Here is a 24,390-nt window from a genome sequence, read left to right as displayed (position 1 = left end):
GGGGGTGTCTCCCTTACGAAGGTGGGGCGGAGGTCAGCGGTTGTAGGCGGGCATCGGGCCGCGCAGCCGGGCGCCGACCTCGTCGCAGGCGGTCAACATGTCCTCGGGCAGCGGGCCTTGGGCCGCGGCCGCGATATTGGCCTTGAGGTGGTCGACCTTGGAGCCGCCGAGCAGCAGGGCGTCGGTGGAGGGGCGGGAGAGCAGCCAGCGCAGGGACAGATCGGTGAGCGGCAGTCCCGCGTCGGACGCGATCCGGGTCAGGTCGCCCACCGCGCGGAACAGGTCCTCGTTCCAGTACCGCTGGCGGTACATCGCCGCGACCTTCGAGTCGCCGAACCGGCCGCCCTCAGGGGCCTGCTCGAAGGTGTGCCGGCCGGTGAGGAGGCCGCCGCCGAGCGGGTTGTAGACCATGGTGTGCAGCCCGGTCTCCGCGGCGAACTCGACGTACTCCTCCTCGATGCGGCGCGCGAGCAGGTTGTGCAGCTGCTGCGCGACGACCGGGCGCGGGGCGCCCACCTCGTCGGCCACGCGGTTCAGCTCGGCGATCTGCCAGGCCGCGTAGTTGGAGACACCGAGCGCGCGGACCTTGCCGTCCTTCACGAACTCGGCGACGGTGGCGAGGGTTTCGGCGAGCGGCGTCGCGCGGTCGGGCTGGTGCAGGTAGAAGAGGTCCACGTGATCCGTGCCGAGGCGCTTGAGGCTGCCGTCGAGCGCGGCGCGCAGGCCCTCGGCGGACAGCGGCGCGTGCTCGCCCTGGTCGGGGTGCGGGATGCCGGCCTTCGTCGCGAGCACCACCTTGTCGCGGCGTCCCGGCAGCAGTTCGGCGAGGATGCGCTCGCTCTCGCCGCCCGCGTAGCCGTTGGCGGTGTCCACGCCCGTGATGCCCGCGTCGAGTGCGGCGTCCAGCATCGCGGCGGCCGTCGCGCGGTCCGCGGTGTCGCCGAAGGTCATGGAGCCGAGGACGAGGCGTGACAACGGGACGGGGGTGTGGGGGAGTTGGATGCCGGGGGTCACGGTGGGGGTCCTTCCGGGGGAGCGTGGGGCGCGGTGCGGTGTGGCGGTGCGGGTGGGTGGTGGCCGGCTGGGGTGGGTGTCGGGCGGGCGGCGTCGGGGTGGGGGCCGGAGTGAGGTGCTGCCCGCACCGGGGGCCGCCCCTGTGCCCACCCGTACCGCCCCTCTGGGGCGGCCCGATTGCCCACAGCGGCGGCGCGGCCATCGGAACGCTCGCATGGCTGCGCGTTGTGCGCAAGGGGTCTCGCGCAGATCGCGCAACCTGTGTCATGATCCGGGCGGGCCGCCCAACGCCGGGTGTTCCCAAGGAGGTTCGATCCTGTGGCTTCGTCGCCCCCGCTCCCCGCAGTGCTCGCGCTCGCGGACGACCTGTCCGGCGCCGCCGAGGCCGCCCGTGCGCTCGGCGGCCCCGTGCGCCTGTGCCTCACCGCGCCGACCGGCGGTGCCGCGGCCGGTGCGCACGACCTCGTCGTGGACCTGAACACACGGCATCTGCCGCCTGCCGATGCGGCAGATGCCGTGCGCTCGGTCCTGGGCTCCGGGGGCTCCGGCGCGTACGGGCTGCTCTACAAGAAGATCGACTCCCAGCTGCGCGGCAACGTCGCAGCCGAGGCCGTGGCGTACGCCGAGGGCGCCGAGCCCCTCGTCGTCGCGCCCGCGCTGCCCGCCGCACGGCGCACCGTGACGGGCGGCGTCGTGCACGTGGACGGGGTGCCGCTGCACGAAACGAACGGCTGGCGCGCGGAACGCGCAACGCCTCCGCGATCGGTGGCGGAGGCGTTCTCGGGGCTGGCGGTGCGGACGATCCCGTTGGAGGTCGTCCGCTCCGGACTCCCGTGCCTGGAAGCCGAGTTGAAGAGTGTGGTGGCCTCCGGTGCCCACCCCGCCCCGGACGCCGAGACCGACGCCGACCTCGACGCCATCGTGGCAGCCGCCCTGCGCCTGGGTCCCGGCCTCCGGCTCCTCGGCAGCGGAGGCCTGGCGGGTGCGCTCGGCCGGGCGCTCGCGCGGCCCACCGTGCCCGCCCCCGCACCGCCACCCGCGCGCGGCGCCGCCCCGCTGCTCGTGGTGGCGGGAACGGCGGAGCCGGGAGTGGTGCGGCAGATCGAGCACCTCACGGCACTCGGCATGCGTCATATACCCCTCCGACCGGCGGAGTTGTCGGCCGGAGCGGTTGAGGCGCGTGCGGGCGCGGTGGATGTGGAGGCGGACGCCGCGCCGGTGGACACCGTCCTGTCCATCGACGGCTCGGCGGGACTCCACCCTGGCGACGGACGCGCGCTCAGCGCCGCCCTCGCCGCACTCGCCACCGCCTGGCCCGGCAGACCCGACCTCGTCCTCACCGGCGGCGAGACCGCACGGGCCACGCTGGACGCCCTGGGCGTAAGGGAGTTGGAACCGGTCGACGAGATCCACCACGGCGCCGTCCACTCCCGCACCCCCGACGGCCGCAGTGTCGTGACCCGCCCCGGCAGCTACGGCGCCGAGGACTCGCTCCTCCGCATCGCGACGGCCCTGCGCCCGCACCTGGCAGCCACCCCGGCGGCGGGCTGAACCCGCCGCCGCGCCCCCACCCACCTTCTCCCCAGGAGTCACCCATGAGCCCCGACCTGCCCCAACTCCCGCTCATCGCCGTCACGATGGGTGACGGCGCCGGCGTCGGCCCCGAGGTCGTCGTCGCCGCGTTGCTCGACGAGGCGGTCCTCGGCCGCTGCCGCCCGGTCGTCATCGGCGACGCGGCGCGGCTGCGCGAGGCCGCCCGCATCCTGAACCTGGAGTGCGAGGTGGCCCCGGTCGAGCACCCCCGCGACGCGGTCTTCACACCCAGCCGCGTGAACGTCGTCGACCTCGACCTGCTCCCCGCCAACCTGCCCTGGGGCACGCTCTCCGAGATCGCGGGCAACGCGGCGTACGAGTTCGTGAAGCGCGCCGCCGAACTCGCGCTGGCGGGCGACGTCCAAGGCATCTGCACGGCCCCGCTCAACAAGGAGGCCCTGCACGCCGCCGGACACATCTACCCCGGACACACCGAACTCCTGGCACACCTCACCGGCACCGAAGAGGTGTCGATGATGCTGTCCACGGAGAAGGTCAAGGTCATCCACGTGACCACGCACATCGGCCTCATCGACGCGGTCAACCGCATCGAGCCGGGTCTCGTCGAGCGCACCGTGCGCCGCGGCCACGAGGCGATGGTCCGTGCCGGAACCCCGCACCCCGTCATCGGCGTCTGCGGCATCAACCCGCACGCGGGCGAGAACGGCCTGTTCGGCTACGGCGAGGAGGCAGAGAAGATCGAGCCGGCCCTGGAGAAGCTGAAGGCCGAGGGCGTGGACGCGCGCGGCCCGCTCCCCGCCGACACCGCCTTCTTCCTCGCCTCGCGCGGCGATTACGACCTCATCGTGGCGATGTACCACGACCAGGGTCACGGCCCCGTGAAGGTCCTCGGCATCGAGGCGGGCGTGAACCTGACCGTGGGCCTGCCCGTGATCCGCACGTCCGTCGACCACGGCACCGCGTTCGACATCGCGGGAACCGGAAAGGCCGAGGCCGGTAGCATGGTCGAGGCCCTTCGCCAGGCGGCCGAGATGGCCACAGCGTCGTAGAAGACGGGCCCTGACCCCCCGGCGGACCGAACCGCTCTCCGCCCCGGCGGTCCGAAGCGCCCTTCACTGCGGCCTGAGCCGGCCTTCACCCCGGCCCGAACCGCCTTCCCCCGCACCGCCGTTGACCGCCGCCGCACCGCAGAGGACCTCCCAGATGTCGTCACCGAGCTCCCCGCCGCCCAGCTCCCCGCCGCCCACCTCCCAGGCGCAGGGCTCCCGTGCCCGCCGGGACCGTATCGTCGACCTGGCCACCACCACAGGACTCGCCAACGTCGAGGAGCTATCCCAGCTCTTCGAGGTCACCCCGTCCACCATCCGCCGCGACCTCGCCCGGCTCACCGCGGAGGGCCGCCTCGCCCGCACCTACGGCGGCGCGATGGCGCTGTCCGCGCACCCCGAGGCCTCGCTGCGGCAGCGCACGGGGGAGGCGTACGACGAGAAGCGTGCCATCGCGCAGTGGGCGGCGCGCGCGGTCGAACCGGGCGAGACGCTGCTCCTCGACGCCGGTACGACGGTCGGCGCGCTCGCCCACGAGCTGCGCGCCATCAAGGAGTTGACCATCGCGACGACGGGCCTGACCGCGCTGCACGCGCTCGCCGACGCGGAGGGCGTGCACGTCGAATGCCTCGGCGGCACGCTGCGCCCGCTCAGCCAGGGATTCGTCGGCCCGCTCACCGAGGCCGCCCTGGAACGGATGTCGTTCGACCGCGTCTTCCTCGGCGCCGACGGCGTCACGGTCGACCGCGGCATCTGCGAGGCGGACCTGCGTCAGACCCGGCTCAAGGAGCTGATGGCCCGCCGGGCCGACCACGTCTACATCCTCGCGCACGGCAGCAAGCTGGGCCGCGCCCCGTTCCACGCGTGGGCGGCGCTGAAGGAGGGCTGGACCCTGGTGACCGACGCGTCGGCGCCGGCGGAGCAGGTCAGGGCGTTCGAGGCGCGCGGGGTGCGGGTGGAGGTCGCGGGCAGCGGGTGACCGTACCGGCCGGTCAAGTGGAGCCGGGCCGGGGGAAGTTGAGTCACAAGCGGTGCGCGGGGCCTTGCCACCGGATCCGGCGGCACTCTATTGTCCCGCGCAGAAAGCGCTTTCCCCCTCTAAGTGCCGGTCGCCACACCGGTTGCACCGGCATGCCCAGAGCACCTGAATCAGTGCACCGCACTGCGCTGTCCTGCATCGCAAGGCACTGCACCGCAACGCACTGCCCCGCGACGCATCACATCGCACCGCACCGCACTGCACCGGAAGGGAACCACGACGATGAAGTTACCCAGACCCGTCGCGCTCCGCCTCACCGCCGGGATCGGCGCGCTCGCCCTCGCGGGAGCCGCCGCGATGACGCTGTCGACGACCGAGGCCTCGGCCGCCGTGACCGGCTCCGCCACCGGCTACGCCACGCAGAACGGCGGGACCACCGGAGGCGCGGGCGGAGCGACCGTACGGGCCACCACCGGGACACAGATCCACGCGGCCCTGTGCAACCGCGCGAGCGCCGACACCCCGATCACCATCGAGGTCGAGGGCACGATCAATCACGGCAACACCACCAAGGTGTCCGGCGACAGCTGCAACACGGCGGCCGGTGTGATCGAACTCAAGCAGATCAGCAACGTCACGCTCGTGGGTGTCGGAAACGGCGCGGTCTTCGACCAACTCGGCATCCACATCCGCGAGTCCAGCAACATCATCATCCAGAACGTGACGGTCCGGAACGTCAAGAAGTCCGGCTCGCCCACCTCCAACGGCGGCGACGCCATCGGCATGGAGAGCGACGTCCGCAACGTCTGGGTGGACCACACGAACCTGCTCGCCTCGGGCGGCGAGTCGGAGGGCTACGACGGCCTCTTCGACATGAAGGACAACACCCAGTACGTCACGCTCTCGTACAGCACACTGCGCAACTCGGGCCGTGGCGGCCTCATCGGCTCCAGCGAGACCGAACTCTCCAACAGCTACATCACGTTCCACCACAACCTGTACGAGAACATCGACTCCCGCGCACCCCTGCTGCGCGGCGGCACGGCGCACATGTACAACAACTACTACGTGAGCCTCAACGAGTCGGGCATCAACTCCCGCGCGGGCGCCAAGGCCAAGGTCGACAACAACTACTTCAAGAACTCGAAGGACGTCCTCGGCACGTTCTACACGACCGCCGCCGGGTACTGGCAGGTCAGCGGCAACACCTTCGACAACGTGACCTGGTCGGGCGCCGCGAGCGACTACAAGCCGGCCGGGCCGAACCCGACGTCGAACACCACGGTCTCGATCCCGTACTCCTACAAGCTCGACGCCGCGTCCTGCGTGCCTGGCGTCGTGGGCGAGACGGCGGGCGCGGGCAAGGGCATGAAGGTGTCGGACGGCAGCTGCTCGACGCAGACACCCACGCCGACCCCGACCCCGACACCCACCGACCCCACACCGACACCCACGCCCACGCAGCCCTCGGGTACCAATCTGAGCCTGACCGCCGGCGCCGACGGCTCCAGCAAGGCGGACGGCACCAGCTACGGCAACGTACGCGACGGCAGCATGACCACCTACTGGTCGCCGAGCGGCACGACCGGCTCGGTCTCGGTCAAGTGGGGCACGGCCACCTCGGTCTCCAAGGCCAACATCCGGGAGACCGCCGGAGCCACGGGCCGGGTCAAGGCCTGGCGGCTCGTCAACGGTGACACGGGCGCGGTGCTGACCTCCGGCACCGGCGCGGGCGTCGCCTCCTTCCCCGCGACATCACTGAAGAAGCTCACGCTCGAGATCACCGGCGCGAGCGCGACACCGCAGCTGGCGGAACTGGAGACGTACGCGCAGTAGCCGCAAGACACCCCGCCCACCGGTTTCCCAACCGGTGGGCGGGTGACTTCCGATGCGCCGACCACCCGGGTCCGGTCAGCCGTGGAAGGCTATGTATCCGTTGCGGTCCCGGTCGTTCGCCGACTTGGTGTACGAGTGGACGTCGGAGCGGGGGCCGGAGGGCTTGTACAGGTAGATGGTGTCCTTGTCGTTGTTCCACATGAAGTTGCAGTTGTCGCGGTAGACGACGTTCTTCGCGTCGGAGTCGCTGCCGTTGCCGCCGCGCAGCTTGACGTAGTCGCCGGGCTGCAGGGAGTGGCTCGCGGTGAACTTGAAGCGGTTCCCCGCGGCGTCCTTCACGAGGTACCCCTTGAGGTTGACCGTCGCGGTGCGCGAGTAGTTCTTGATGGTCAGGTACTCGTCCTTGGTGTTGCCGCCCGAGCAGCGGTTGGAGTCCGGGCCGGGGGCGTCGTACTGGACGCCCCTGATCTTCAGGGCCGAGGAGTACTCGGCGGCCTGCGCGGGCGTCACGGCCGCGGCGAGCGCGGCGGCGGCGAAGACGGCGGGCAGGGCGTAGCGGTAGCGCATGAGGTTCCCCCCTCAGTTGTTCTGGTGAAGCACCGAGAGCATATGACACGTGAATGCCTCGTGACGCACATGTGTAGGAAATGTACGCACGCCGATGTGGAGGGTGGCTCGGCGTCACGGCGTGCTGATCGACGCCCCCGGTCCCAGCGGTATGTCGAAGCCGTAGAAGATGCCGAGCACGGCAAGCCACGCCACCAGGAACGGCACGACGAACACGCTCAACCGCGAGAGCAGGGAGCCCAGTTGGGCCTCCGGCTCGTAGCGTTTGAGGACCGTCAGGAGCAGGAAGACGTAGGGGTTCAGCGGCGTGATCATCTGGGTGGCCGAGTCACCGATGCGGAACGCGGCCTGGGTGACCGCCGGTTCCATGTGCAGCAACATGAAGGCCGGGACGAAGACGGGGGCCACCAGGGACCACAGTGCCGAGCCCGACGTGATGAACAGGTTCAGCACGCACACCAGCAGGACGAAGGCCACCAGGCCCAAGTAGCCCGTCAGGCCCACCGATTCGAGCAGCGCCGCGCCCTTCACCGCCAGCAGCGTGCCCAGGTTCGTCCAGTCGAAGACGCCGATGACCTGCGCGATGACCAGGATGAGCACGATGTACGCGGACATGCCCGTGATCGCGTCGGCCATCATGCGCGGCACGTCCTCGAAGCGAGTCACTGCCTTCACTGTGCGGCCGTAGACCGCGCCGGCCAGCAGGAACGCCACGAAGAGCAGCGGGACGATGCCGTCCAGGACCGGCGAGGGGACCAGCGCCCCGCCTTCGCCGCGCAGCGGGGAGCCGGGCAGCAGCCAGCAGGTGATGACCACGGCGGCGTAGGCGAGGACCGCGAGTCCCGCGCGGAGCATGCCGCGGCGTTGGAGGTCGGTGACTTCTGTGGTGACTTCGCCCGTGGTGACTTCACCATCCGTCTGGGAGCCGTCCGCGGTCGGCTGCGGCAGTCGCGGCTCCAGGACCCGCGAGATGAGGAAGCCGCCGATGAGGGCGAGGACGACGCTCGCCGACGCCGTGTAGAAGTAGTTGATCAGGATGTGCGTCGGGACGTCCCCGCCCTGCGGGAGGACCTGCGCGGCCTGATGGGTGATGCCCGTGTAGAGGGCGTCGAGGGCGCCGATCGTGAAGCCCGCCGCGTACCCCGCGCACACGCAGGCGAAGCCGCCGATCAGGCCCGCGACCGGGTTGCGGCCCGCGTTCTTGAACACCAGCGCGGCCAGCGGCGGGATCACCAGGATCGCCACGTCGCTCATGAGGTGTGCCTGCGCCGCCACGAAGGCGACCAGGTAGGGCAGGAGCCACCCGGGTGCGCGGGAGATCGAGGCACGGACCACCGTCTCCAGCAGGCCGGTGCGTTCGGCCACGCCCACCGCCGCCATCATCAGCAGCACCGTGCCGAGCGACGGGAAGCCCGTGAAGTTGGGGATGAAGTTCTCCAGGAGCCAGACCACGCCGTCCCCGGTGAACACCCCCCGCACCGCGACCGTCTTGTCCTCGCCGGGTATCCGCACCGTCGCGCCCGCCGCCGCGAGCGCCGTGGAGGCGACGCCCACGAGGACGAACAGACCGAGGAAGAGGAGGACCGGGTGGGGCAGTTTGTTGCCCACCCGCTCGATGCCGGACATGGCCTTGTCGATGAACCCCGCTCTGGTGGGATCCTGTTCGGGAGCCGGCGCCTGTGTCGTCATGTCCCGAGTCCGTTCTCGAGTCCGTTCTTGCGCAGCGTGCCGCCCTGCGCGACGAGGACGACGTTCGCCGGGTCGGCGAGCAGTGCGATGTCGGCGAGCGGGTCGCCCTCGCACAGCACCAGGTCGGCGCGCTTGCCCGCCTCCAGCGTGCCGATCTCGGCGTCCAGGCCGAGGAGTTCGGCGGCGGAGCGGGTGCCGGTCGTGATCGCCTGGAGAGGTGTCATGCCGAGGGCCACGAGGTGGGTGAGCTCGCGCAGGTTGCGGCCGTGCGGGACCATCGCGGCGTCCGTGCCCATGGCGATCTTCACGCCCTCGGAGATGGCCGCGGAGATGTTCTCCTTGGTGATCCCGGACCAGCGGACCTTCTTCTCGTAGTGGTACGGCTCCATCGTGGCCTTGTCGATGCCGTCGAAGACCGTGGAGAGCGTCGGAACGACGAACGTGCCCCGCTCGCCCGCGAGTTCACGGGCCCGCGCCGACATGCCGTAGCCGTGCTCGACGCTGGTGACACCGCCGCGGATCGCGTTGAGGATGCCCGCCGTGCCCTGCGCGTGCGCCGCGACCGGGCGGCCGCCGTGCCGGGCCAGCTCCTCGACGACCGTACGGATCTCGTCCTCCGTCAGGCCTTCGTCGTCGGGGTGGTCGTAGGGGCTCGACATGCCGCCCGTGGCACACACCTTGATGGCATCGGCGCCCGCGCGCAGCAGCTTGCGCACGGCGAGCCGCACCTCGTCCGGGGTGTCGGCGATCTCGCCCATCCCGGAGCTCGGGTCGAAGCCGCACTCGGTGGCGAAGTCGGCGTGGCCGCCGGTGTGGCTGAGGATGCGGACCGCCGTGTGGATGCGCGGTCCCGTGGTGAGGCCGTCCGCGACCGCCGTGCGGTAGCCGGCGGGCAGGCCGCCCAGGTCGCGGACCGTGGTGACACCGGCGTCGAGGGTGGCGCGCAGCCGCTGCGCGGTGCGGAACACCTCGACCGTGGTGTCCTGTTCGTAGCGCCGCACCATCTGGCGTGCGGACTCGACACCGAGGTGGACGTGGGTGTCGATGAAGCCGGGGAGGAGGGTGCGGCCTCCGGCGTCGATGGTGTGTACGCCGGGCAGGGCGTCCGGCGCCGTCGCGGCGGGCCCCGCGTAGGTGATGAGGCCCTCGGTGTCGACGACGAGCGTGGCGGTCTCGACGGGCGCGGCGCCGGTGCCGTCGATCAGGCGGGCGTTGGTGATGCGGAGCGAGGAAAGCTGTTGGGAACTCATGAGCGAACACTGTCGGATTCGGCGATGACGAACACGTAAAATCGCAGGAACCTGACCTGGTCCACCTATCTGTGCAGGATTTCGGCCACCGTGAGCACGCAGCATTCAGAACCTTCTGCGCCTTCCGCGGCGGAGCGCGCCCGGATCGACGAGCTCGATCTCGCGCTCGTGCACGCCCTCCAGGTCAACACCCGCGCCCCGTGGACGCTCATCGGCGAGGCCCTCGACATCGACCCGGTCACCGCCGCCCGGCGCTGGGAGCGGCTCGCGCGCAGCGGGGCCGCCTGGGTCGACGGGTATCTCGCGCTCGACCGCGACGAGGGGTCGGTGTACGCGCAGGTCGAGATCGACACGGGTGGGCATCTGCCGGAGGACGTGCTGACGTCGCTCGCCGCGGACTCCCGGATGCTCAGCCTCAAGCAGACGTCCGGCGGGCGCGACCTGCTGGCCATCGTGGGCGCCTCGTCGTTCGACGACCTCGCCCGCTACACCGGGGAGCGGATCTCCCGGCTGCCCGGTGTGCGCGGCACCCGCATCCATGTCATCACGGCGGTGCCCTTCGAGGGCGCGCAGTGGCGGCTGCGGAGCCTCACGCCGAGCCAGCGCGGGGTGCTGCGGCCCGAGTACGCGGACGCCGAGAGCCCGGTCCCCGACGAGCCGATACGCCCCATCGACCGGCGCATCGCGCACGCGCTCGGCACGGACGGGCGGATGCCGCTGTCAGGTCTGGCCCGGGCCACCGGGGCGAGCACCGCCACGGTCCGGCGCAGGCTGCGCGTACTGACCGCGGGCGGACGCCTCTCGCTGCGCTGCACGCTGGCCCGCCCGCTCACCGAATTCCCCGTGTCGGCCGTCTACTTCGGGTCCGTGCCCGCCGAGAACCTGGACCCCGCCGTGCAGGCCCTGCGCACCCTGCCGGGCCTGCGCATGTGCAGCATCACCGCGGGCACCCACAACCTCATCCTGGACATCTGGCTGCGCACACTGGCCGAGGTGCACACCACGGAGGCGCTCCTCAACCGGCGCCTCGCCGACCTCGGCCTGCGCATCACGGAGCGCGCGGTGGTGCTGCGCACGCTGAAGCACGCCGGCCGACTGCTCGACCGGCGCGGCCACAGCGTGGGCGCGGTGCCCCTCAGGTCGACAGGAGACTGAGCTCGCGCTCAGATGGACCGGAGGCTGAGCTGCCGCTCCTCCGCGTCGGCGTCGAAGCCCACCGGCTCCCACCGCTTCACGAGCAGCGCGACGAGACCGAGCACAGGGGCGCCGAGAATGACCCAGTACACACCGGTGCCGAGCCCGGCGCTGAGGATCGGGAAGAAGAACAGTGTGAGCGTCGAACCGAGGCGCAGCACCGCCTGGTTGAAGCCGATGCTGACGCCGCGCATGGAGGTCGGGAACCCCAGCGAGGCGTAGCTCATGATGTGTGCGCCGGGACCGAATCCCTGGGCGAACATGAACGCCCCGAGCATCAGAATGCCCGCCGTGACGACGGCGGTCCCCGATGGCTGCCCGATGAGCGCGAGCACAGTGATGGCCACCAACTGGATCGCGAAGCCCAGAGACATCATCGGCCAGGCACCCTTCGTCGACGCCCACCGGATGCCGAGCAGCCCGCCGGTCAGGGCGAACACGAGATTGAGCGTGAAGGACGACGCGATCGTGGTCAGCGGCCCCTGCGTCATGAGCGTGGCGATGATGATCGGCAACCCGAACGCGACCGCGTTGTAGCCGAAGGTCTCCGCGAGCCCGACCGCCACCGACTGGATGGTGCGGGTGCGGTACGGCCCCTTGAACAGTCGCGCGTAGGAGGCGAGCCCTGGCCGCTCCGGCCGCTCCGTCTTCCCTTCGACGTCATCCGGGACGTACGCGTCCACACCGTACGAGTCCCGCAGGATGCCTGCCGCGCCCTCCAGGTCGCCCTGGTCGGCGGCCCAGGTCGGGGACTCGTTCATGTAGCGCCGGCGCAGCAGCAGGACGACGAGCGCGGGGATCGCGCCGAAGCCGACGGTGAAGCGCCACAGCCAGCCCAGGTGGGCGTCGGGCAGCAGGAAGTACAGCGCCATGATGACCAGGTAGCAGCCGCTGGTCGCCGCGTACCAGGCAGGGGACCAGGCAGCGGTGCGCGAACCCTTGCTGCCCTTGCCACGAAGGCGCGAGAACTCGGCGAGGAACGCGATGGCGACCGGGATGTCCATGCCGACGCCGATGCCCATCACGAACCGGGCGCCGATCAGCGTCCACGCGTCCTGCGCGACCGCGCACACCAACGCGGTGACGACGAAGAACAGCATGTTGGCCATGAAGACCCGATAGCGGCCTATTCGGTCCACGAGCCAGCCGCCGACGAGCGCGCCGATCAGCGAGCCGACACTGATCGAGGCGGTGACCACACCGGCCATCGTGGAGCTGAGACCGAACTGCTTCGTGATGTCCGGCAGGCCGTACGCGAGCGAGCTGAGGTCGTACGCGTCGAGGAAGATGCCGCCGAGCGCGATGATCACGATCATCCGGGCGTGCTTGCCGCGCGCCGTGCCGGAATTGACCAGATCGGAGACGTCGGCCGCGGACCGGATCGGCACGGGTCCGGACGCCGCCTCCGCCGGCGTGGGTGAGGGCAGGGAGGAAGTGGAGCTCACGGGGGCCTTCCGGGGGTGCGGGTGTGCTGCGGGTGACGGGTGTGTCACGGATGCGGGTGACAGGTGTGCCGCAGAATCGTATGCAGCCACCGGAAGGTATTCGTCCACTTGTCCGCATGCTGGTCACGGGGGTGAGCGGGCCCTGTGGCGGACGTCACCGCCTCACGTACCTCACCACTCCGCGAACGACCCGTCCCCATGTCGCCACACCGGGTTGTGCCAGCTCGCCGCCGAGTCGTCCGCCGCGCGGACCGCCTTCTCGTCGATGCGGATGCCGAGGCCCGGCAGGGTGGGGCGGGTGAAGTGGCCCTCGTGGAAGTGGAAGACCTCGGGGTCCGCCACGTAGTCGAGGAGTTCGGAGCCGTTGTTGTAGTGGATGCCGATGGACTGTTCCTGGATGAGGAAGTTGGGGGTGCAGAAGGCGAGTTGGAGGCTGGCCGCGAGGGCGATCGGGCCCAGGGGGCAGTGTGGGGCGATCAGTGCGTCGAAGGTTTCGGCGAGCGAGGCGATGCGGCGGGACTCCGAGATGCCGCCCGCGTGGGAGAGGTCCGGCTGGACGACCGCCACCCCCGACTGGAGCGCCGGGAGCACCTCCGTACGGGAGTAGAGGCGCTCGCCCGTTGCGATCGGGGTCGTCGTCGCATCGACCACGCGGCCGATGCGGTGGGTGTACTCGGGGAGGACCGGTTCCTCGATGAACATCGGGCCGTACGGTTCGAGGGCCGCCGCCGCGCGGACCGCGCCCGCCGTCGTGAAGCGGCCGTGGAGGTCGACCGCGAAGTCGCCCTTGGGGCCCAGGACTTCGCGGGCCACCGAGGCGCGGGCCGCCATCGCGTCGAGGTCGGCGACGGTCGGGAGGCGGTCGGTGCGGCCCGAACCGTTCATCTTGACCGCCGTGAAGCCGGCCGCCGACTGCTCGGCGATCTGGTCGCGCAGCTCGGCCGGCTCGTCGCCGCCCACCCAGCAGTAGGCGCGCACCCGCTCACGTACGGGACCGCCGAGGAGCTGGTGCACGGGCGCGTCGTACGCCTGGCCCGCGATGTCCCACAGTGCCTGGTCGAGGCCCGCGACGGCGCTGGAGAGGACCGGGCCGCCCCGGTAGAAGGAGCCCTTGGTCATCAGCTGCCAGTGGTCCTCGACGCGGAGTGGGTCCGCGCCGACGAGGAACTGGTCGGCGAGTTCGTGGACGGCCGCACGGACGGTGTCGGCGCGGCCCTCCACCACGGGCTCGCCCCAGCCGACGAGACCGTCGTCCGTCTCGATCCGGCACATCAGCCAGCGCGGCGGGACGGCGAAGGTCTCGACTCGGGTGATTTTCAAGCCAGTTGCTCCCTTGCTGGGTGGCGGTGTCCGTGCCCTACTCCTTGACGCTGCCCTCGGTCAGACCCGTCCGCCAGAAGCGCTGGAGGACGAGCATCGCGAAGGCCAGCGGGATGACGGAGACGAACGCGCCGCCGATGGTGTACTGCGTCAGCTCCGGCACCCGGTCGGCGGCCTGCTGCCACGTGACCAGGCCGAGCGTGATCGGGTACTTCCGGTCGTCGGAGAGCATCACCAACGGCAGGAAGTAGTTGTTCCAGATGTGCACGAACTGGAAGAGGAAGACCGTGACCAGCGCAGGCGTCATGATGCGCAGCACCAGCGTCGCGAAGATCCGCTCCTCGCCCGCGCCGTCCACCCGCGCCGCCTCCAGGAGGGAGTCGGGGATGGACGCCTCCGCGTAGATCCGGCAGAGGTAGACGCCGAAGGGCGAGACGATGCTGGGGATCAGGACCGCCCAGTACGTGTCCGTCAGGTGCAGCTTGCTGAAGAGGAGGTACAGGGGGAGCGCCAGGGCGGTCGACGGGAGCAGCACGCCCGCCAGGACGAACTTGAACACCGCCTCGCGGCCCCGGAATTGGTACTTCGCCAGGGCGAACCCTGCCGCCGCCGAGAACAGCGTGGCGAGCACCGCGCCCACCCCCGCGTACAGCAGGGAGTTCAGGGCCCACTGGAGATAGATGTGGCGGTCGTACGCGAAGACGTTGCCCAGGTTGTGCAGCAGCTGCGGGTTGTCGAACCAGAAGCCGAAGGAGCCGTAGAGGCTGTCGTTGTTCTTCGTCGTGGCGACGATCAGCCAGTACACGGGGACGAGGAAGTAGATCGCGGCGATCGTGAGGACCGCGACCAGCACGATCCGGCCCGGCGTGAGGCGCCGTGGCCTGCTCGCCGGTGCCACGGGTGTGGCGGGGGGAGTCTTGACGTCGACGGCGCTCACCGCTCGCTCCTTTGCTTGCGGGTGACGAGGCTCAGGAAGCCGAAGGACAGGACCATCGCGACCACCGCGAGGATCACGGACTTGGCCGCCGCCACATAGATGTTGGCGTTGGAGAAGGCGTCGAAGTACGCGCTGAGGTTCGGCGTGTAGTCGGGGATGACGGCCGGCGCGATCTTCTTCAGGACCAGCGGCTCGGCGAACAGCTGCATCGTGCCGATGATGGAGAACACACAGGTGAGGATGAGGGCCGGGCGGACCAGCGGGATCTTCACGCGCAGCGCGATCTGCCAGGGACCCGCCCCGTCGATCCTCGCCGCCTCGTACAACTCCTGGGGAATCGACTTGAGTTGAGCGACGATGATCAGCATGTTGTAGCCGGCGAACTCCCAGATCACGATGTTCGCGATCGACCACAGCACGTTGTCCGGGCCGAGGAAGTCCACCTGGAAGCCCAGGTCGCCGAGCATCTCGGTGATCGGGCTGATGCCGGGGACGTACAGGAAGCCCCACAGGATCGTCGCGATGACACCGGGGATGCCGTACGGGAGGAAGTACGTCGCCCGCATCAGGCCGGCCCAGCGGTCGGAGATCTGGTCGAGCAGCAGCGCGAGGACCAGCGAGAGCAGCAGCATCACCGGAACCTGCACGATGCCGAAGAGCAGTACGCGGCCGAAGCCCTCCAGGAAGGCGTCCTGCTGGAGCGCGAGCGCGTAGTTGTCGAGGCCGCCGAATACGACCTTGGGGGCGCCGAGCCCGAGCGGTCCCGAACGCTCGACCTTCAGCAGGCTCTGGTAGATCGCGTAGAACACCGGGATGATCATCGCGAAGAGATAGACCGCGAGGAACGGGCCGAGGAACAGCCACGCCTTGCGGTCGGGCCTGGCGCGGCGGGAGCGCCGGCGGCCGGGGGCCTTCGGGGGCGCGGGCGGGCGCGCGGAGCCGCCGGCGCCAGGCTGCGCGGACTTCACGGATGATGTCGTCATCGTGCGCTCCTCATCGTGCGCTCCTCGCCTTGAGCCCCTTGGCCTTGAGGTCGTCGACGAACTTGGTCTGCGCGTCCTTCAGCGCGTCCACGAACGAACCCTTGCCCGCGAGGGCCAGCGCCAGGTTGTCCTGGATGTGCGTGAAGGACTGCGTGGTGGTCGGCGCGTACCGCCAGGAGGTGTCGACATTGCGGTCGGAGACCTGGAAGACCTCGTTGTAGCGCTGGCCGCCGAAGAACGGGTCCGGTTTGCCGAGCGGCGTCTTCGGCAGGTCGATCCTGGCGGCGGGCCAGCCGTACCCGGCCTCGATCAGCAGCTTCATACTGTCCGGGTTCGTGTTCAGCCAGTGCGCCACCTTCAGCGCCTCGACCGGGTGCTGGGAGCCCTGGAGGACCGCGGTGGAGGAGCCGCCCCAGTTGGAGGAGGCGTGTGCGCCGGCCTCCCACTGCGGCAGTTCGGACACCGCCCACTTGCCCTTGGTGCGCGGGGCGTTGCCGCGGATCAGCGCGTCGTACCACTGCGCGCCCGGCCAGGTGGCCAACTCGCCTGTCTGCAGCGCCTTGTAGAAGGCGCTCTGCGCGTCCTGCGTCTGGAGCACGAAGCGGTCGCGGACGAGTCCGTCCCAGTAGTCGGCGACCTCCAGGGACTCCGGGGACGTCAGGTCGACGATCCAGGTGTCACCTTCGGTGCGCACCCAGTGGGCGCCGCGCTGCCAGGGGAAGCTGGCGAACCACTGGGCGTTGGAGGGCGGGAAGGCCGTGATGTACGAGCCCTGCTTCTTGGCCTTCTTCGCGGCGGCGCGGTACTCGTCCCAGGTTTTGGGGGCCTCGATGTCCCACTTCTCCAGGAGGTCCTTGCGGTAGAAGAGGCCCATGGGGCCGGAGGCCTGCGGGATCGCGTACGTGCCGCCGGCGAAGACGCCCTGCTTCCACTGCCAGTCGACGTAGTGGTCCTTGAGCTTGTCCGCCCCGTACTCGCTCAGGTTCGTCAGGCCGCCCTCCAGCATGAACTCGGGCAGCGCGTAGTACTCGACCTGGGCGAGGTCCGGCGGGTTGCCGGCCTTCACGGCGGCGTGCATCTTCTGGTAGCCGCCGGAGGTGTTGGCGGGCACCATCTGCGCGACGACCTGGATGTCCGGGTTGCGCTTGTTCCACAGCGCGACGGCTTTCTGCAGCGGCACCCAGGTCCAGAGCCTGAGGGTGACCTTCTGGCCCGGCTTGCGGCCGTGGTCCTTCGTCATGCGGGCGGCGCCGGCGGACTCGCCGCAGGCCGCGAGAGCGGGGGCCGCGGTTGCGGCGGCGGCCCACGTGAGGACCTTTCGGCGGGTGGGTGGTTGGGGCATCTGACCTCCTTGTCAGAGCGACGTCTGGGCCTGGAGCACGGCGACGCCGTACGCCGGTAGAGACACACGGGTGGTGGGCTCCGGCTCGGCGGTGAGGCGGTCCCTCATGGGGGTCGGCAGGGAGACCTCGGCCTCCCTCTTGCCGTGGTTGAGCAGGAACAGGAAGCGGCCGGCCGCGCCTTCGCGGACGGTGGCTTGTACCTGTGCGGGCAGGTCCGGGAGTACGGGTGCCACCCCGGCCTCCGTCCGGACCCGGTCCAACAGGCCCCGCAGCGCTGCCGGTTCGAGGCGGGCGCCGAGGTACCAGGCGGTGCCGTCGCCGTACGTGTGGCGGGTGACGGCCGGGCGTCCCGCGAGCTCACCGTCCTCATAGACGGCGACGGCTCCGGCGCCCTCCAGGTCGATGGCCTCGGACCACAGGTCGGCGCGGCCGGTCAACTCCCCGCTCACCGTGAGGTGTTGGTCCTCGTCCAGCGGCCAGAACTCCTCCGTACGAATGCCGAGCAGTCGCCTCAAGTGGGCGGGATAGCCGCCGAGTTCGACCCGGTCGCAGTCGTCGACGATGCCGGAGAAGAAGGACACGACCAGGTGTCCGCCGCCTTCGACGTATGCCGCGAGCCGCTCCGCGTTCTCCTGGCTGAGCAGGTACAGGTTCGGCACGACGACGAGCTTGTACGAGGAGAGGTCGCGGTCCGGCGGGACGATGTCGCACGGCACACCCGCGTCGAACAGGGCGCGGTGGTGCGCGAGGTTGATCTCGGACTGGTTCAGCGCTGTGGAGGGGTGCGAGTCCAGCTCGAGGGCCCACCAGCTGTTCCAGTCGGTGAGGAGCGCGGCGTCGGCGGTCGAGCGGGTCCCCGCGATCTCGGGTACGGACGCCAACTCGCGTCCCAGGTCGGATACTTCGCGGAAGATCCGCGTGTCGGTCCCGGCGTGCGGCACCATCGCCGAGTGGTACTTCTCGGCGCCGCCGCGCGACTGGCGCCACTGGAAGTAGAGGACCGCGTCGGCTCCCTGCGCGACGGCCTGCCAGCTCCACAGGCGCATCCGGCCGGGCTGCTTCGGGCTGTTGCGCGGCCGCCAGTTGACCGCGCTGGGCGCCTGCTCAAGGAGCAGCCACGGCTGTCCGCTGCGCGCCGAGCGCATCAGGTCGAAGTTGTACGCGGCGGTGAGGTGCGGAGCGTCCTCGTACGGGTCCTGGTAGTGGTCGAGCGACATCACGTCCATGTGCTCGGACCAGGCGAAGGCGTCGACCGGCTTGTGGTTCGGCATCAGGTTCGTGGTGATCGGCACGCCCGGTGTGACACGGCGCAGCACGGCCCGCTCGGCGAGGTAGCACTGGCGCAGCGCGTCGTCGCTGAAGCGCCAATAGTCCAGCTGCTGGGCCGGGTTGGCGAACGTGGGGGCGAGGCGCGGAGGCAGGACCTCGTCGAAGTCGTCGTAGCGTTGCGACCAGAAGGCCGTGGACCAGGCCTCGTTGAGGGCGTCCACGGATCCGTAGCGCTCGTGCAGCCAGCGGCGGAAGTCGGCGGCGGACACGTCGCAGTAGCACTGGCGGGTGTGACAGCCGTACTCGTTGCCGATGTGCCAGGTGTCCAGGGCCGGGTGATCGGCGTAGCGGGTCGCGAGGCGCTCGACGAGGCGGGTGGCGTGCTCGCGGTAGACCGGGCTGGAGGGGCAGTAGTGCTGGCGGCCGCCGGGCCACTTGCGGCGGCCGTCCTCGGTCTCCGGGAGGATCTCCGGGTGCAGGCGGGAGAGCCACGGGGGCGGCGACGCGGTCATGGTGGCCAGACAGACCCGGATCCCCGCGTCAGCGAGGTTGTCCATGACGCGGTCGAACCAGCCGAAGTCGTAGGCACCGGGCCGGGGTTCGACCTTGGCCCAGGAGAAGATCCCGGCCGTGACCATGGTGACCCCGGCCTCCTTCATCAGCCGGGTGTCCTCGGCCCGGACGTCCTCGGGCCACTGCTCGGGGTTGTAGTCGGCGCCGAAGTGGAGCATCGCACCTCACTCGATCCGTCGGGCCGCACGGCCCTGTTCAATCCATTAATTAGGAATTAACGTGGCGGAATATATGAGCGAGGGTCAAGGGGGTCAACCCCCTTGACCAGCCGAACAGGTGACGATCGTGTTCTCAGGTCACCGGACCCAGGAGGCAGCCCATGACAGCCCCGCGCGCCACCGACCGCTTCGCCGGGCGCACCGCCATCGTGACCGGAGCCGCCGCGGGCATCGGCGCCGCGACCGCGCGGCGGCTCGCCGCGGAGGGCGCCGCCGTGGTACTCGCCGACATCGACGAGCGGCACGGGTCCGAGGCCGCCAAGGAGATCGAGCGGGACGGTGGCCGCGCCGTGTTCGTGCCCGCCGACGTCGCGCGCGAGGGCGCCTGGCGGGAGGCGCTGACCGCGGCGCACGACTTCGGGCCCGTCGGAGTCCTGGTGAGCAACGCGGTGAAGATCGAGGTCGCCCCGGCGCACGAGACCTCACCCGAGTCCTGGAACCGGCAGCTGACCATCGGGCTCACGGCGGCGTTCCTCGGCGTGCGGACCTGCCTCGACGACCTGCGCGAACAGGAGGGGTCGGTGGTCCTGGTCTCCTCCGTGCATGCCCGGCACGGCATCCCGGGCCACCCGGCGTACGCGGCGGCCAAGGGCGGCCTGCTGTCGCTCAGCAGCCAACTCGCCGTGGAATACGGCCCGTCGGTGCGGGTCAACACGGTGCTGCCGGGGCCGATCCTGACCGGAGTGTGGGACCGGGTGCCCGAGGAGGAGCGGGCGGCGAGTGTCGCGGAGACCGCGGCCCGCCGCTTCGGCAGCCCCGACGAGGTGGCGTCCGCGATCGCGTTCCTCGCCTCGCCCGAGGCCTCGTACGTGACCGGGACGAGCCTGGTGGTCGACGGCGGGTGGAGCGTGATGAAGTCCTCGGCGTGAACGGACGCCGAACATAGGGTGAACTCCCGCCGCCCCGGAGATACTTGGCGGGCCGAGACGTCGAGAGAACAGCAGGTAGGACATGGCGGGGTACGCGCGCCGCGGAGTGCACGGGCAGACCGTGGAGACCATCGCGCACCGGGTGCTGAGCGGCCGGATCGGGGAGGGGGCGACCCTCGACCTCGGCGCGCTCCAGGACGAACTCGGCGTCAGCCTCACCGCGTTGCGGGAGTCCCTGAAGGTGCTCGCCGCGAAGGGCATGGTCGACGCCCGGCAGAAGCGCGGCACCTTCGTGCGGCCCCGCGCGGACTGGCATCTGCTCGACGCGGACGTGCTGCGCTGGCAGTTCGAGTCACTGGACGGCGGCCTCGCGGCGGGCGCGGGCAATCCGCTGCTGGGCGACCTGGACGAGGTGCGCGGCATCGTCGAGCCGGCCGCGGTCCGGCTCGCGGCGAGCCGCCGCACGCCGGACGATCTGGCCGCGCTCGACGCGGCCCTCGCGGCGATGGGGGAGTCGGGTGGTGAGGGCGGCGCGACCCATGCGGTCGAGGCGGACCTCGCCTTCCACGGCGCCCTGCTCCGGGCCTCCCACAACGAACTGCTGGAACGCATGGACCTGGTGATCGCCGCGGGCCTCGCCCACCGCGACCGCCTCGTCCACGGCACGGGCCGCCACCCCAAGGACCCCGTCCCCAGCCACCGCGCCGTCCTCGACGCGGTCCGCGCGCAGGACGCGGACGCGGCGGAGTCGGCGATGCGGACGCTTTTGGACCAGGCGGCGCGTGACCTGGTCCGGATTCGCAGAGCCCCGTAACGCGGGTTCCGCCGCACCACCACGGGGCTCCGCCCCGGACCCCGCTGCTCAATCTCCCCCAGCTACCGCTGGGAGGTGCCCCCTGCAGGGGCTTTATATGCCCGTACCGATCAGCGCGCTCAGCTCGGCCAGTTCCGGCTCCGTCAGGTCCGTGAGCGGAGGTCGTACCGGGCCCGCCGGGTGGCCCGTCGCCGTCATGCCCGCCTTGACGATGCTGACCGCGTAGCCGGCCTTGCGGTTGCGGAGTTCCGTGTACGGGAGGACGAAGTCGCGCAGGTGCTTGAGGACGGTGGCGTGGTCCCGGCCGCGGACGGCGGCGTAGAAGTCGAGGGCGAACTCCGGCAGGAAGTTGAAGATCGCCGACGAGTAGGTGGTGACGCCGAGTTCGAGGTACGGGAGCGCGAACATCTCCGCCGTGGGCAGGCCGCCGACGTAGGTGAAGCGGTCGCCGAGGCGGGTGTAGATGCGGGTCATGGCGTCGATGTCGCCGACGCCGTCCTTGTAGCCGATGAGGTTCGGGCAGGACTCGGCGACGCGGGCCAGGGTGTCCGCGCTGTACTTGGCGTTGGCCCGGCCGTAGGCGATGACGCCGAGGTTCGTGGCCTTGCAGACCGCCTCGACGTGCTCGGCCAGTCCGTCCTGCGAGGCCTCCGTCAGGTACGGCGGGAAGAGCAACAGGCCGTCGGCGCCCGCGCGTTCGGCCGCCTGCGCGTACTCGATCGCGGTCCGCGTGCCGTACCCGGCCGGGGCGAGGATCGGGGTGCCCTCGGGCGCCGCCTGCACGGCCGCGGTCACCACCTGCTCCGTCTCGGCGGCGGTCAGCGAGAAGAACTCGCCCGTGCCGCCCGCGGCGAAGAGACCGCCGACCTCGTGCTCGGCCAGGCGCTCGATGTTGGCGCGGTAGGCCTGCTCGTCGAACGCGAGGTCCGCGGCCTTGAAGTGGGTGACCGGGAAGGAGAGCAGGCCCGAGCCGATGCGGGCGCCGAGCTCTGACGGGGTGAAGGACGACATGGGTGGTCTGCTCCTGCTGAACGCTGGGGGACGGTGAAGAGGTGGTGTGAGTACGACATTACGAGGCGTCACTCATGCTCGTCCAACACTGTTTTTGCATTCAGTGATACCCGGTAGGTATCCAAGGGGTGATGCGGACATGGCTCTGGCGCGGGTCCCGCGCTGTCCGTCAGCGGGGCCCGCGCCAGAGGGTGGGGGAGAGGTGGATTACGGGCGGGCGCCCACCTCGTGCGTCGCGACGGTCCAGGCGCGGGCCTGCTCGCTGAGGGTGATGCCGAGGCCCGGGCGGGACGACACGTGCATGCGGCCGTCGCTGATCGCCAGGCGCTCGTTGAACAGCGGCTCCAGCCAGTCGAAGTGCTCCACCCACGGCTCGATCGGGTAGGCCGCGGCGAGGTGGAGGTGGATCTCCATCGCGAAGTGCGGGGCCAACTGAAGGTTGTTGTGCTCGGCGAGGGTCGCCAGCTTGAGGAACTGGGTGATGCCGCCGATGCGCGGGGCGTCGGGCTGGATCACGTCGCAGGCGTTCGCCTTGATGAGCTCGACGTGCTCGGCGACCGACGCGAGCATCTCGCCGGTGGCGACGGACGTGTCGAGCGAGGCGGCCAGCGCGGCGTGGCCCTGCGCGTCGTAGGCGTCGAGCGGCTCCTCGATCCAGACGAGGTCGAACTCCTCCATGGCCCGGCCCATGCGCTGGGCGGTCGGCCGGTCCCACTGCTGGTTGGCGTCGACCATCAGCGGGACGTCGTCGCCGATGTGCTCGCGTACGGCGGTCAGCCGCGCGAGGTCGGCCTTGCGGTCCGGGTTGCCGACCTTGATCTTGATGCCGCCGATGCCGCTGGCCAGGGAGGCGGTGGCGTTGTCGAGGACCTGGTCGGTCGGCGTGTGCAGGAAGCCGCCGGAGGTGTTGTAGCACTGGACCGAGTCGCGGTGGGCGCCGAGCAGCTTGGCGAGCGGAAGGCCGGCCCGCTTGGCCTTGAGGTCCCACAGGGCGATGTCGAGCGCGGCGATCGCCTGCGTGGCGACGCCGCTGCGGCCGACGGAGGCGCCAGCCCACACCAGCTTCGTCCACAGGCGGCCGATGTCGCTCGGGTCCTCGCCGATCAGGTTGTCGGCGATCTCCTTGGCGTGTGCGAACTGGGCGGGGCCGCCGGCCCGCTTGGAGTAGCCGAAGCCGATGCCGGAGTGGCCCTCGGTGGTCTCGATCTCCGCGAACAGGAAGGCGACCTCGGTCATCGGCTTCTGCCGGCCGGTGAGCACCTTGGCATCGCTGATCGGCGTCGCGAGGGGCAGCGTGACGGAGGAGAGCTTGATCCAGGCGATGGTGTCGATGGTCGCCTCGCCCTGACGGGAGGCGGCTGAACTGGCTGTGGACGTGCTGGTCACCACTGCGAATCCCTGGGGGTGTGAGCCGTTGGTTCCTGTTGACGCTAAGGTCGGCGATTGATCCACGTCAAACATAGTTTTTGGATGATCCAATACCTGGAGGGCATCGTTGTTCACGCTTGCGCAGCTGTCGAGCTTCGTGGCCGTCGCGGAGGAACTGCACTTCACGCGGGCCGCCGAGCGGCTGCGGATGACACAGCCCCCGCTCAGCCGGCAGATCCAGCTCCTCGAGCACGAGTTGGACGTGCAGCTCCTCGACCGCACCAACCGCACCGTCCGGCTCACCCCGGCCGGCCGCGCCTTCCTCAACGAGGCGCGCACGATCCTGCGGCAGGCCGAGGCGGCGACGCTCGCCGCGCGGCAGGTGTCCACGGGTGAGGCGGGCGCCATCGCCGTCGGCTTCACCGCGGCGAGCGCCTACTCCGCGCTCGGCCCGCTGCTCGACGTCGCCCGGTCCTCCATGCCGGGCACGGAGATCGTGCTCCGCGAGAAGGTGACCCGCGACCAGCTGGAGGCCCTCACCGAGGGCTCCCTCGACCTCGGCATGATCCGCCCCTCCAGCACGGGCCCCGACCTGGAGACCCGGTCGACCACCCGCGAGGGGCTGCTCGCCGCGGTGCCGAGCGGGCATCCGCTCGCCGAGGGCGAAGGGCCGCTGCCGATGGGCGAGTTCGACGGGCAGGACGTGCTGATGTACTCGCCGATCGAGGCCCGGTACTTCCACGAACTGCTGGTCAGCATCTTCCGTGAGGCGCGGGTGCGGCCGCGGTTCACGCAGTACCTCAGCCAGGTGCACAGCCTGCTCGCCATGGTCCATGCCGGGTGGGGCATCGCCTTCGTGCCCGAGTCGGCGGCGCAGATGCGGTTTCCCGGGATCGCGTTCCGGCCGTTGGAGCTGTCCGATGCGAGGCCGGTCGAGTTGCATCTGGTGTGGCGGAAGGCGAATGACAATCCGGCGTTGCATGCGTTGCTGCGGTTGCTTTAGGCCGGGATTGTTGCGGTCGGCCGGTCCTACGTCGCGGGGCTCTGCCCCGGGCCCCGCTGCTCAATCGCCGCAGGGGCTTGAAGTGACTATGGTCGACCGGGTAAGCGT

Annotated in this window: 20 protein-coding genes; 8 read left to right on the top strand and 12 right to left on the bottom strand. The window is 70.6% G+C overall.

Annotated features, from left to right (window positions below):
* Nucleotides 1-33: 33 nt before the first annotated feature.
* Nucleotides 34-1,014 carry an aldo/keto reductase gene (locus ACOKM3_RS09820; protein ID WP_426898974.1) on the bottom strand — a complete coding sequence of 327 codons (981 nt, stop codon included), beginning with the start codon at nt 1,012-1,014 and terminating at the stop codon, nt 34-36.
* A 318-nt stretch (nt 1,015-1,332) separates the two neighbouring features.
* Here ACOKM3_RS09820 and ACOKM3_RS09815 point away from each other — a divergent pair, with 318 nt between their 5' ends.
* The 4 genes from ACOKM3_RS09815 (at nt 1,333) to ACOKM3_RS09800 (ending at nt 6,429) form a co-directional block, all read left to right on the top strand.
* The gene (locus tag ACOKM3_RS09815) at nt 1,333-2,565 is read left to right on the top strand and encodes a four-carbon acid sugar kinase family protein (protein ID WP_426898972.1); all 1,233 of its coding nucleotides are present in this window, start codon (nt 1,333-1,335) and stop codon (nt 2,563-2,565) included.
* Nucleotides 2,566-2,609: 44 nt separating this feature from the next.
* Nucleotides 2,610-3,617 (top strand): 4-hydroxythreonine-4-phosphate dehydrogenase PdxA, encoded by a 1,008-nt coding sequence (gene pdxA, locus ACOKM3_RS09810; protein WP_426898970.1) that lies wholly within the window; start codon nt 2,610-2,612, stop codon nt 3,615-3,617.
* A 154-nt stretch (nt 3,618-3,771) separates the two neighbouring features.
* Entirely contained in the window at nt 3,772-4,593 is an 822-nt protein-coding gene (locus ACOKM3_RS09805; protein WP_426898968.1) for a DeoR/GlpR family DNA-binding transcription regulator, read from the top strand.
* A 282-nt stretch (nt 4,594-4,875) separates the two neighbouring features.
* Nucleotides 4,876-6,429, top strand: coding sequence for a pectate lyase family protein (locus ACOKM3_RS09800; protein WP_426898966.1), 1,554 nt, complete (start codon nt 4,876-4,878; stop codon nt 6,427-6,429).
* A gap of 75 nt (nt 6,430-6,504) precedes the next feature.
* Here ACOKM3_RS09800 and ACOKM3_RS09795 read toward each other — a convergent pair whose 3' ends face one another.
* The 3 genes from ACOKM3_RS09795 to ACOKM3_RS09785 all read right to left on the bottom strand — a co-directional run bounded on the left by ACOKM3_RS09795 (nt 6,505) and on the right by ACOKM3_RS09785 (nt 9,935).
* Nucleotides 6,505-6,996, bottom strand: a complete 492-nt coding sequence (locus ACOKM3_RS09795) for a lamin tail domain-containing protein (RefSeq protein WP_426898964.1) — start codon at nt 6,994-6,996, stop codon at nt 6,505-6,507.
* A gap of 114 nt (nt 6,997-7,110) precedes the next feature.
* Nucleotides 7,111-8,685, bottom strand: coding sequence for an AbgT family transporter (locus tag ACOKM3_RS09790; RefSeq protein ID WP_426898962.1), 1,575 nt, complete (start codon nt 8,683-8,685; stop codon nt 7,111-7,113).
* Nucleotides 8,682-9,935: a metal-dependent hydrolase family protein gene (locus tag ACOKM3_RS09785; RefSeq protein WP_426898961.1), complete on the bottom strand. Its 1,254-nt coding sequence runs from the start codon at nt 9,933-9,935 to the stop codon at nt 8,682-8,684. The genes ACOKM3_RS09790 and ACOKM3_RS09785 overlap by 4 nt, the downstream gene beginning before the upstream one ends.
* A gap of 90 nt (nt 9,936-10,025) precedes the next feature.
* Between ACOKM3_RS09785 and ACOKM3_RS09780 the strand changes: the two genes are divergently transcribed.
* Nucleotides 10,026-11,090 (top strand): Lrp/AsnC family transcriptional regulator, encoded by a 1,065-nt coding sequence (locus tag ACOKM3_RS09780; protein WP_426898959.1) that lies wholly within the window; start codon nt 10,026-10,028, stop codon nt 11,088-11,090.
* A gap of 8 nt (nt 11,091-11,098) precedes the next feature.
* On the opposite strand, the gene ACOKM3_RS09775 is transcribed toward ACOKM3_RS09780, so the two are convergent.
* From ACOKM3_RS09775 to ACOKM3_RS09750, 6 genes are all read right to left on the bottom strand, one after another.
* Nucleotides 11,099-12,574: an MFS transporter gene (locus tag ACOKM3_RS09775; RefSeq protein WP_426898957.1), complete on the bottom strand. Its 1,476-nt coding sequence runs from the start codon at nt 12,572-12,574 to the stop codon at nt 11,099-11,101.
* A 171-nt stretch (nt 12,575-12,745) separates the two neighbouring features.
* The gene (dgoD, locus tag ACOKM3_RS09770; protein ID WP_426898955.1) at nt 12,746-13,894 is read right to left on the bottom strand and encodes a galactonate dehydratase; all 1,149 of its coding nucleotides are present in this window, start codon (nt 13,892-13,894) and stop codon (nt 12,746-12,748) included.
* Between the two features lie 37 nt (nt 13,895-13,931).
* Nucleotides 13,932-14,831 carry a carbohydrate ABC transporter permease gene (locus ACOKM3_RS09765; protein ID WP_426898953.1) on the bottom strand — a complete coding sequence of 300 codons (900 nt, stop codon included), beginning with the start codon at nt 14,829-14,831 and terminating at the stop codon, nt 13,932-13,934.
* Nucleotides 14,828-15,814: a carbohydrate ABC transporter permease gene (locus ACOKM3_RS09760; protein WP_426898951.1), complete on the bottom strand. Its 987-nt coding sequence runs from the start codon at nt 15,812-15,814 to the stop codon at nt 14,828-14,830. The genes ACOKM3_RS09765 and ACOKM3_RS09760 overlap by 4 nt, the downstream gene beginning before the upstream one ends.
* A 10-nt stretch (nt 15,815-15,824) precedes the next feature.
* Complete coding sequence (locus ACOKM3_RS09755) at nt 15,825-17,156, bottom strand: ABC transporter substrate-binding protein (protein ID WP_426898949.1); 1,332 nt, start codon at nt 17,154-17,156, stop codon at nt 15,825-15,827.
* Nucleotides 17,157-17,168: 12 nt separating this feature from the next.
* Complete coding sequence (locus ACOKM3_RS09750) at nt 17,169-19,157, bottom strand: beta-galactosidase (protein WP_426898947.1); 1,989 nt, start codon at nt 19,155-19,157, stop codon at nt 17,169-17,171.
* A 161-nt stretch (nt 19,158-19,318) separates the two neighbouring features.
* Here ACOKM3_RS09750 and ACOKM3_RS09745 point away from each other — a divergent pair, with 161 nt between their 5' ends.
* Together ACOKM3_RS09745 and ACOKM3_RS09740 are read left to right on the top strand one after the other, a co-directional pair.
* The gene (locus ACOKM3_RS09745) at nt 19,319-20,086 is read left to right on the top strand and encodes an SDR family NAD(P)-dependent oxidoreductase (RefSeq protein WP_426898945.1); all 768 of its coding nucleotides are present in this window, start codon (nt 19,319-19,321) and stop codon (nt 20,084-20,086) included.
* Nucleotides 20,087-20,168: 82 nt separating this feature from the next.
* Nucleotides 20,169-20,900, top strand: coding sequence for a FadR/GntR family transcriptional regulator (locus tag ACOKM3_RS09740; RefSeq protein WP_426898943.1), 732 nt, complete (start codon nt 20,169-20,171; stop codon nt 20,898-20,900).
* A gap of 93 nt (nt 20,901-20,993) precedes the next feature.
* Here the strand turns inward: ACOKM3_RS09740 and kdgD are convergent, their stop codons facing one another.
* Complete coding sequence (gene kdgD, locus ACOKM3_RS09735; RefSeq protein ID WP_426898941.1) at nt 20,994-21,911, bottom strand: 5-dehydro-4-deoxyglucarate dehydratase; 918 nt, start codon at nt 21,909-21,911, stop codon at nt 20,994-20,996.
* Nucleotides 21,912-22,118: 207 nt separating this feature from the next.
* Nucleotides 22,119-23,297 (bottom strand): L-talarate/galactarate dehydratase, encoded by a 1,179-nt coding sequence (locus tag ACOKM3_RS09730; protein ID WP_426898939.1) that lies wholly within the window; start codon nt 23,295-23,297, stop codon nt 22,119-22,121.
* A gap of 109 nt (nt 23,298-23,406) precedes the next feature.
* Between ACOKM3_RS09730 and ACOKM3_RS09725 the strand changes: the two genes are divergently transcribed.
* A complete protein-coding gene (locus ACOKM3_RS09725; RefSeq protein WP_426898937.1) occupies nt 23,407-24,282 on the top strand; it encodes a LysR substrate-binding domain-containing protein in 876 nt (291 codons plus the stop codon).
* Nucleotides 24,283-24,390: the final 108 nt, after the last annotated feature.

Source organism: Streptomyces nidicola, from assembly GCF_050106155.1.
In the GTDB taxonomy this organism is placed as follows: domain Bacteria; phylum Actinomycetota; class Actinomycetes; order Streptomycetales; family Streptomycetaceae; genus Streptomyces.
The sequence above is the reverse complement of the archived record's forward strand: the minus strand, read 5'-3'. Positions and strand labels throughout refer to the sequence as shown.

Bases quoted from the DNA above. Each gene is read 5' to 3' on its own strand.
- pdxA (WP_426898970.1), top strand. From the start codon at position 2,610: ATGAGCCCCGACCTGCCCCAACTCCCGCTCATCGCCGTCACGATGGGT.
- ACOKM3_RS09805 (WP_426898968.1), top strand. From the start codon at position 3,772: ATGTCGTCACCGAGCTCCCCGCCGCCCAGCTCCCCGCCGCCCACCTCC.
- ACOKM3_RS09800 (WP_426898966.1), top strand. From the start codon at position 4,876: ATGAAGTTACCCAGACCCGTCGCGCTCCGCCTCACCGCCGGGATCGGC.
- ACOKM3_RS09795 (WP_426898964.1), bottom strand. From the start codon at position 6,996: ATGCGCTACCGCTACGCCCTGCCCGCCGTCTTCGCCGCCGCCGCGCTC.
- ACOKM3_RS09790 (WP_426898962.1), bottom strand. From the start codon at position 8,685: ATGACGACACAGGCGCCGGCTCCCGAACAGGATCCCACCAGAGCGGGG.
- ACOKM3_RS09785 (WP_426898961.1), bottom strand. From the start codon at position 9,935: ATGAGTTCCCAACAGCTTTCCTCGCTCCGCATCACCAACGCCCGCCTG.
- ACOKM3_RS09760 (WP_426898951.1), bottom strand. From the start codon at position 15,814: ATGACGACATCATCCGTGAAGTCCGCGCAGCCTGGCGCCGGCGGCTCC.
- ACOKM3_RS09755 (WP_426898949.1), bottom strand. From the start codon at position 17,156: ATGCCCCAACCACCCACCCGCCGAAAGGTCCTCACGTGGGCCGCCGCC.
- ACOKM3_RS09750 (WP_426898947.1), bottom strand. From the start codon at position 19,157: ATGCTCCACTTCGGCGCCGACTACAACCCCGAGCAGTGGCCCGAGGAC.
- ACOKM3_RS09745 (WP_426898945.1), top strand. From the start codon at position 19,319: ATGACAGCCCCGCGCGCCACCGACCGCTTCGCCGGGCGCACCGCCATC.
- ACOKM3_RS09740 (WP_426898943.1), top strand. From the start codon at position 20,169: ATGGCGGGGTACGCGCGCCGCGGAGTGCACGGGCAGACCGTGGAGACC.
- kdgD (WP_426898941.1), bottom strand. From the start codon at position 21,911: ATGTCGTCCTTCACCCCGTCAGAGCTCGGCGCCCGCATCGGCTCGGGC.